This window comes from Dolichospermum sp. UHCC 0352 (assembly GCF_009711925.1).
GTDB lineage: Bacteria > Cyanobacteriota > Cyanobacteriia > Cyanobacteriales > Nostocaceae > Dolichospermum > Dolichospermum lemmermannii.
Map to the genome: position 1 here is coordinate 22772 of NZ_VIKY01000312.1, position 7245 is coordinate 30016.

General features: G+C 41.9%; 3 protein-coding genes and 2 pseudogenes. All 5 read left to right on the forward strand.

Features of this window, described 5'->3' with window-relative positions; genetic code table 11:
• The first annotated feature begins 692 nt into the window (after positions 1-692).
• The 5 genes and pseudogenes from ltrA to rimM all read left to right on the forward strand — a co-directional run bounded on the left by ltrA (position 693) and on the right by rimM (position 7046).
• Complete coding sequence (ltrA, locus tag FJR06_RS22530) at positions 693-2357, forward strand: group II intron reverse transcriptase/maturase (RefSeq protein WP_235082041.1); 1665 nt, start codon at positions 693-695, stop codon at positions 2355-2357.
• A 106-nt stretch (positions 2358-2463) separates the two neighbouring features.
• A pseudogene (locus FJR06_RS22535) lies at positions 2464-3354 on the forward strand (ribonucleoside-triphosphate reductase, adenosylcobalamin-dependent); the annotation flags it as partial.
• Positions 3355-3673: 319 nt separating this feature from the next.
• A pseudogene (gene nrdJ, locus FJR06_RS22540) lies at positions 3674-4747 on the forward strand (ribonucleoside-triphosphate reductase, adenosylcobalamin-dependent); the annotation flags it as partial.
• Positions 4748-5046: 299 nt separating this feature from the next.
• Complete coding sequence (locus FJR06_RS22545) at positions 5047-6330, forward strand: valine--pyruvate transaminase (protein ID WP_041458436.1); 1284 nt, start codon at positions 5047-5049, stop codon at positions 6328-6330.
• Between the two features lie 5 nt (positions 6331-6335).
• Positions 6336-7046, forward strand: a complete 711-nt coding sequence (gene rimM / locus FJR06_RS22550) for a ribosome maturation factor RimM (RefSeq protein WP_015080569.1) — start codon at positions 6336-6338, stop codon at positions 7044-7046.
• Positions 7047-7245: the final 199 nt, after the last annotated feature.

Genomic DNA, 7245 nt, shown 5'->3' on the forward strand with positions numbered 1-7245 from the left:
AGGATTAGCCGCAAGGTAACTTTACTCAAAAGGTAAGAGCCTTGACAACTTGATAGTCATGTTGGTGACATTGGATTATCAAAAGTTAGTACAGATAAATCATAGAAATATTCAATGGTTTGTTTGAAAAGCATAATAAAATCTGATGAATTCCAACCCCCTAAGTGCAAGGGTGAAAGCACTTTCCCCACGGTAGCGACTAGCCATCAATCCGTGAAGCGGGAATGAACGGTGGTAAGAAGCCAGTCCAGGCTTCGACTCCAACCAGCAAGAGAATATGGTTAGCGAAAGCAAATCTACGTCTGAATCATCGTGAACATATAAAACAGCTTAGTGGACTAACAGGCTGTGCCAAAAGGCAAGGGCAGAGTGACCAGAATACAACCGTCTGGTCTGCACCACTCGTAACCCCGGTGAACAGTAGAAACCTAAATTCTCAATCAATGACTATCAGGAACGAAGTAACCACATAGATTCTCTCAGGAAGGTCGATCCCTGAGTAGGTGCTAACCGGATGAACTATGTGGCGAGATTGAGTCAGAAGCTAACGCCTACGGTAATGCGTAGGATACGCTGACGGACTCACGGAAAACAGATATATGTAGGTACAATTAGCAATGAAGACGACTAAAACGAGTTTCAAGACTACGGTGGTATGGAACAACATCAACTGGAAGAAAATCCAGCGGATGGTGTTTAAGTTGCAAAAGCGCATACATAAAGCTGCTCAACGTGGTGATGTCAAAGCAATGCGAAGACTCCAGAAAACCTTAATGAAATCCTGGTACGCCAAGCTACTAGCAACGCGAACTGTTACCCAAGACAATAAAGGCAAGAACACGGCAGGGGTGGAGGTCGTAAAATCTCTTGGATATGCCCAACGTCTAGAATTAGCCAACAGTCTAGGAACTACTAGGAAGGTAAAGCCAACCCGTAGAATCTGGATTCCAAAGCCAGGAACAGACGAAAAGCGACCCCTAGGAATTCCCACAATGTCAGACAGAGCTAATCAGGCATTCGCCAAATTAGCCTTAGAATCAGAATGGGAAGCCAAATTCGAGCCAAATAGTTACGGGTTCAGACCAGGACGGGCAGTACATGATGCCATCGAAGCCATTTACTTAGCAATACACTGTAAAGCTAAATACGTGCTAGATGCCGACATCTCCAAGTGCTTTGACAACATTGATCATCAAAAGCTATTGAGCAAACTAAACACATACCCATCCATGAAACGGTTAATTCGTAGCTGGTTAAAAGCTGGTTTTATGGATAGGCGCGATTTATTCCCAACAAAAATGGGAACGCCACAAGGTGGAGTTATTTCCCCACTACTGGCAAACATTGCCCTTCACGGTATGGAAGAGGTCATTAAGGAATACGCCAATACCCTCCCTACTCGGAGGAACTATGGCAGAAAACAAAACCGCAATGCCCTCAGTTTAATTCGCTACGCAGACGACTTTGTGATTATTCACGAAGATATCAATGTTGTGTTAGGGGCAAAAGCTGTAATCGAAGGTTTCTTAAAAGACATTGGTTTGGAACTCAAACCAAGCAAGACCAGAATTTGTCACACCTTTGAAGAATATGAAGGGGAAAAACCTGGATTTGATTTTTTAGGTTTTAACATTCGACAATTTCCAGTCAACAATGGGATGAGCGCAAGGACATCAAGAGGAAAAACCCTTGGTTTCCAAACAATCATCCAACCAAGCAAGAAAGCGATACAAAGCCACTACAAAGTTATATCCGATGTTATTGACTCCCATAAGGCAGCACCACAAAAGGTACTAATCCAGAAGCTTAATCCTATCATTCAAGGATGGGCTAATTACTACTCATCTGCTTGCTCAACAGATGCTTTTAGAGACTTAAATAATAAGATTTATCTCAAGTTGGCATCATGGGCAAGATACAGACACCCCAATAAAGGGGCTAAGTGGGTGGTACAGAAATACTGGACGACCGTAGGTGGAGATAACTGGGTGTTTGGTTACATGAATCCGGACACCGAAGAAAGATATATTCTCTCAAAGCACACTTGGACAAAAATTGTCCGACATACTAAGGTTAAAGGCGAGGCCTCACCATTTAACGGTGATTTCGTTTACTGGGGAGCAAGAACTGGAAAAAGTAAAGAGATTCCCTCTCTACTTGCAAAAACCCTTCACAAGCAGAAAGGTAAATGTGTCCATTGTGGTCTAACGTTTACAACAGAAGACCAAATTGAACTAGATCACATTCTACCAATCAGCTTGGGCGGGAAAAGAAAGTTCAATAATATTCAAGCATTGCATAAACATTGCCATGACAAAAAGACAGCCACGGATGGCAGTCTGAGTAGTTCCTTTTGACAAGGGTATGTTTTCTGAGGAGCCGGATGAGGTGAAAGTCTCATGTCCGGTTCTGGAGACGAGTAGCATTCGTGAGAATGTTGCTTAGTTTAATGGGACAGGTGCGATCATCGAACCACAATATATTAATCAACTTCCCTCTATCCGTAATCGCCTCAATATCACCATCACAGGTGAAATTGGCAGCACACCCCAAGCACAGCGTCGTGAATTTACACAAACCCATATAGAAGCTAACACCGCTACTATCCACGTTGGAGACAGCCGGGAAGGTTGGGTAAAATCCTATCAAACTCTTTTAGAACTTTCTACAGATGAACGCTTCGGTTCGACTTCCTTCGACTGCGCTCAGGACAGGTCGCTCACCGACCATACAGGTGACGTTCAGGTAATTGTTGATATTAGCGATGTCCGCCAATCTGGGGAAACTCTCAAAGGCTTTGGCGGTATGGCTAATCCTGTAAAATTACCTGGATTGTATCAGCGTTGCGCCTCTATTCTCAATAAGGCAATAGGCAGACAATTAAATTCAGTTGAATGCTGTTTATTAATTGATGAAGCTGCTGTCACAATTGTTGCTGGCAATATCCGTAGGAGCGCGGGTATGAGACAATTCCTTTCTGAAGATGAACAAGGCGCAACTGCTAAAGATAACCTCTGGCAACAAGACGCAGAAGGTAACTGGCGTATAGATCCAGAACGCGATTCTCTGCGGATGGCTAACCATACACGAGTCTTTCACCGCAAACCAACCTTAGAAGAATCCATTGCTGCTGTACGTAAACAATATTACAGTGGTGAAGGAGCAATTCAATGGGCTGGTGAAGCAGTTGCTAGAGCTAATGCTGATTTATTAACTACACCAGAAATCAAAAAAGACTTTTTGCAAGCTTACGAGCAAGGAAAAGCTAAAAAATGGATACAAGAACGCCACCCAGAAATTGATGCTAATGAGCTAGAACATAGAACAGGTAGATATGGTTTAAACCCGTGTGGTATTTTATAATACTTGCCTCACGTATAAAAATCAGGCAAAATCGGTGAAAGCTGAGAACAAAGTCGTCTTTTAGATAAATTTGTAAGTTTTCTACAAACTTATATAACAAGATTTACTTGCTAATACCGAGGTAACTGGACACCACCAGCACCGTAGAGCGTAGGGGATGAGCGATAAGGAAGCGATAACTCCCCCAAGAGTGCCTGACGCTACAAAGCGAAAATGTACGCCGAGCTTGATTGAATTAAGTTGTTACAACTTGTGACAACCTCGAAAATCAAGAACTAGAGGATAAAAAGCCTTTAGGATAACAAAACTGGAGATTATTGGTGCTGACTTCCACTGTAATTTGGCTGAAGTACACTTAAACCAACTCGACCCCGACAACTATAAAGAACAAGAAGAGGCATTTACCGCTGGTGCGCTTTCCGTCGTCGCCCTGTTAAATCACCAATTTCTCGAACCCCGCTATCAATACAGCCGGGAACTTGATCCCATTGTCGGTGTATCATTTACCGGTTTATTTGACTTCTTTGTTCATGCTTTTGGTACAGATTGGTTACGGTGGTGGGAAGCAGGAAGACCCGAAACTCCTGAAGGACTGATTTTTAAACGTGGTGAACAAAAATATCTCAACTTCTGGAAAGATGTAGTTCATAAAGTAGTGTGGGAATATTGCGATCGCCATCAGATCAAACGCCCCAACCGGTGTACTACCGTGCAACCAGCCGGCACCAAATCCCTCTTAACAGGAGCATCTCCCGGTTGGCATCCCCCCAAAGCTCAAAGATTCATTCGTCGGATTACCTTTGGCAAAAATGACCCCGTAGCCCTAGCTTGTATAGATTATGGTTACAACGTCATTCCTTCCCAATCTGACAAAGATGAAAACGGCAACTTACTTAATGATCCTTTTGATCCTCGCTGTACAGAATGGTTAGTAGAAATACCCGTCGCTGTATCTTGGGCTGATTTACCCGGTGCTGATGTCATTGATGTATCTCAGTTTTCCGTTTTAGCCCAACTAGATTTTGTGATGCAAGTCCAAAGTCATTACGTCACCCATAACACCTCAGCCACCCTAGAACTCCGTTCTGAAGAAGTTGAATTATTGGGAACACGTATCTATGAAGCTATCCAAAATGATGAAGGCTATATTTCTGCTGCGCTGTTAGCCCGGTTTGACGATTTGCAATCATTCCCCCGTCTTCCCTTTGAACCCATAGACAAAGCCACTTATGAACGCTTATCTAAAGAAGTCAAAGCCCGACGCAGAACAGATGATTTCTGTGGGGCGCTAAGTCGTTACGACTTGGGAGAATTATCAGAAGCAGGACCGAGTGGTTGCGACTCTGATAAGTGTATGTTCCCAGAACAGCCACCCACTTCATAAAATCCGTTTTCAAAGAAACAAGAATCCCCGTCCCTCTATAGGGCGGGGACTATCAGCAAGCCTAAATAATTGCTTGTTAACTCACCCAGCATATAGTACATTAGTACCTAATACAAAAGAAATCTCCCATTCTTGAAGGTGAGGCTTTATTGACTATCAGATTTTGTTAAAATCGCATTCACTGGTTTAAATTAGTTAAAGGCAGTGGCTGTTTTGGCAACTATAATAAATTTTGTCTTAGCTGCAACTACCTTTTAATTTAACCACTTTTGCGATTAATTCAGTCTGTAACAAACATGATAAAACCTGCCCTTACTAAAATTGGCGCTCAAATGTCCAACTTAACTGGCGTAAGAGCGATTATGAAAGATATTAATGAAACCCTCAGAGCTAGTAAGGGACAGGAATTATATAATTTGAGCGCTGGCAATCCGTTGATTTTACCAGAGGTAGAACAGTTATGGCGGGATTGTACGGCAGATTTATTAGCCAGTTCTGAATATGGTGAAGTTGTTTGTCGTTATGGTTCAAGTCAAGGTTATTCACCATTAATTGAGGCGATTGTTCAGGATTTTAACCAGCGTTATGGGTTAAGTTTAACTGAGCGGAATATTTTAATTACTGCGGGTAGTCAAACTATCTATTTTTACGCCGCTAATGCTTTTGGTGGCTATACTGAAGATGGCAATTTGAAAGAAATTGTGTTGCCGTTAAGTCCAGATTATACTGGCTATGGTGGTGTTTGTTTGTTCCCAGAAGCTTTGGTTGCTTATAAACCTACTCTGGATATTGATACAGCCGCACATAGATTTAAATATCGTCCTGATTTTAATCAACTTGCGATTACAGAAAATACCGGTTGTGTGATTTTTTCCCGTCCTTGTAATCCGACGGGTAATGTTTTGACTAATGATGAGGTAAATAAAATCACTGATTTAGCTGCACCCCATCATGTACCTGTATTGATTGATTCGGCTTATGCACCTCCTTTCCCAGCTTTGAATTTTACAGAAATGACTCCGATATTTGGGGAAAATATTCTCCACTGTATGAGTTTATCAAAAGCAGGTTTGCCTGGAGAACGGATTGGGGTAGCCATTGGAGATGAAAACCTGATTCAAGTTTTGGAATGTTTCCAAACCAATGTGGGAATTCATTCTTCTCGATATGGTCAAGCGATCGCAGCTAGAGCGATAGAATCAGGTACATTAGCAAATATCGCGGAAAATGTGATTCGTCCTTTCTATCAGCAAAAGTTTGATGTCTTAGAAAGTACCCTAGAAGCAGCTATGCCTAAGAATATACCCTGGTTCTTACATCGTGGTGAAGGGGCGATTTTTGGCTGGTTGTGGTTGCAAGATCTACCCATGACTGATTGGGAATTTTACCAGGAATTAAAGAAAGTGGGTGTAATTCTTGTCCCTGGTAGTAGTTTCTTCCCTGGTTTAAAGGAGGACTGGGAACACAAACACCAATGTCTGCGAATTAGTTTAACAGGTAGTGATGAGGAAATTACTATTGGTATGCAGCGTTTAGCAAAAGTTGCTGAACGGGTTTATCAAAGTGCGGCTGTAAGTGTGTAATAAAAATGAACCACGAAGAAGCGAAGAACACGAAGAAGAAGAAGAAAGGAAGCAGGGTGCAGGGTGCAGGGGGAAAAGCTCAAAAAGTACCTGTTCCTAATCACCAATCACCAATTACCAATCACCAATTCCCAATTCCCAATCTTGATGATTGGTTGGAAATTGGCAAAATTGTCTCACCTCAAGGTTTAACTGGGGAGTTGCGGGTTTATCCTAATACGGATTTTCCTGAACGCTTTGAAGAACCGGGAAAACGCTGGTTATTACGTCCAGGGGAAATGGAACTTGAAACTGTGGAGTTGTTAAATGGGCGATATATTGAGAATAAGAATCTTTATGTGATTAAATTGAAGGGAGTGAGCGATCGCCATCAAGCTGAAAATATGCGTGATTGTCGGTTTTTCGTGCCTGTGAGCGATCGACCAGAATTGGATGAAGGTGAATTTCATGTGTTAGATTTGCTAGGGTTGCAGGTCTTTATGCAATCATCTGGGGAATTTGTGGGAACGGTGGTGGATATCTTACCTTCTGGTCATGATTTATTGGAAGTTAAATTTGATCCTGCTTTTATCACTAATAACGAAGAGTTGACAACTGATAAAGTACAAAAAACTGTTTTAATTCCTTTTGTGATGGAAATTGTTCCTGTTGTTGATTTAGAAAATCGTCGAGTTGAAATTATTCCTCCCCCCGGTTTATTGTCAATTAATAATTAGGGCTTGCGGAAAAAGTGGGAAAATGCCAGAAAAAAGATGACTAAGTAATTAGGAAATGTTAACTAGTACACTGTGGCGTAAGTGAACGAAGCATTTTCAAGCCTTGTAATCAATCAAATTTTCGGAGCTTTTAATGGTCATGTTATTTACGCCAACTTGTACTAGTTAGTTGTCAGTTGTCAGTAGGGGCGAAGCATTT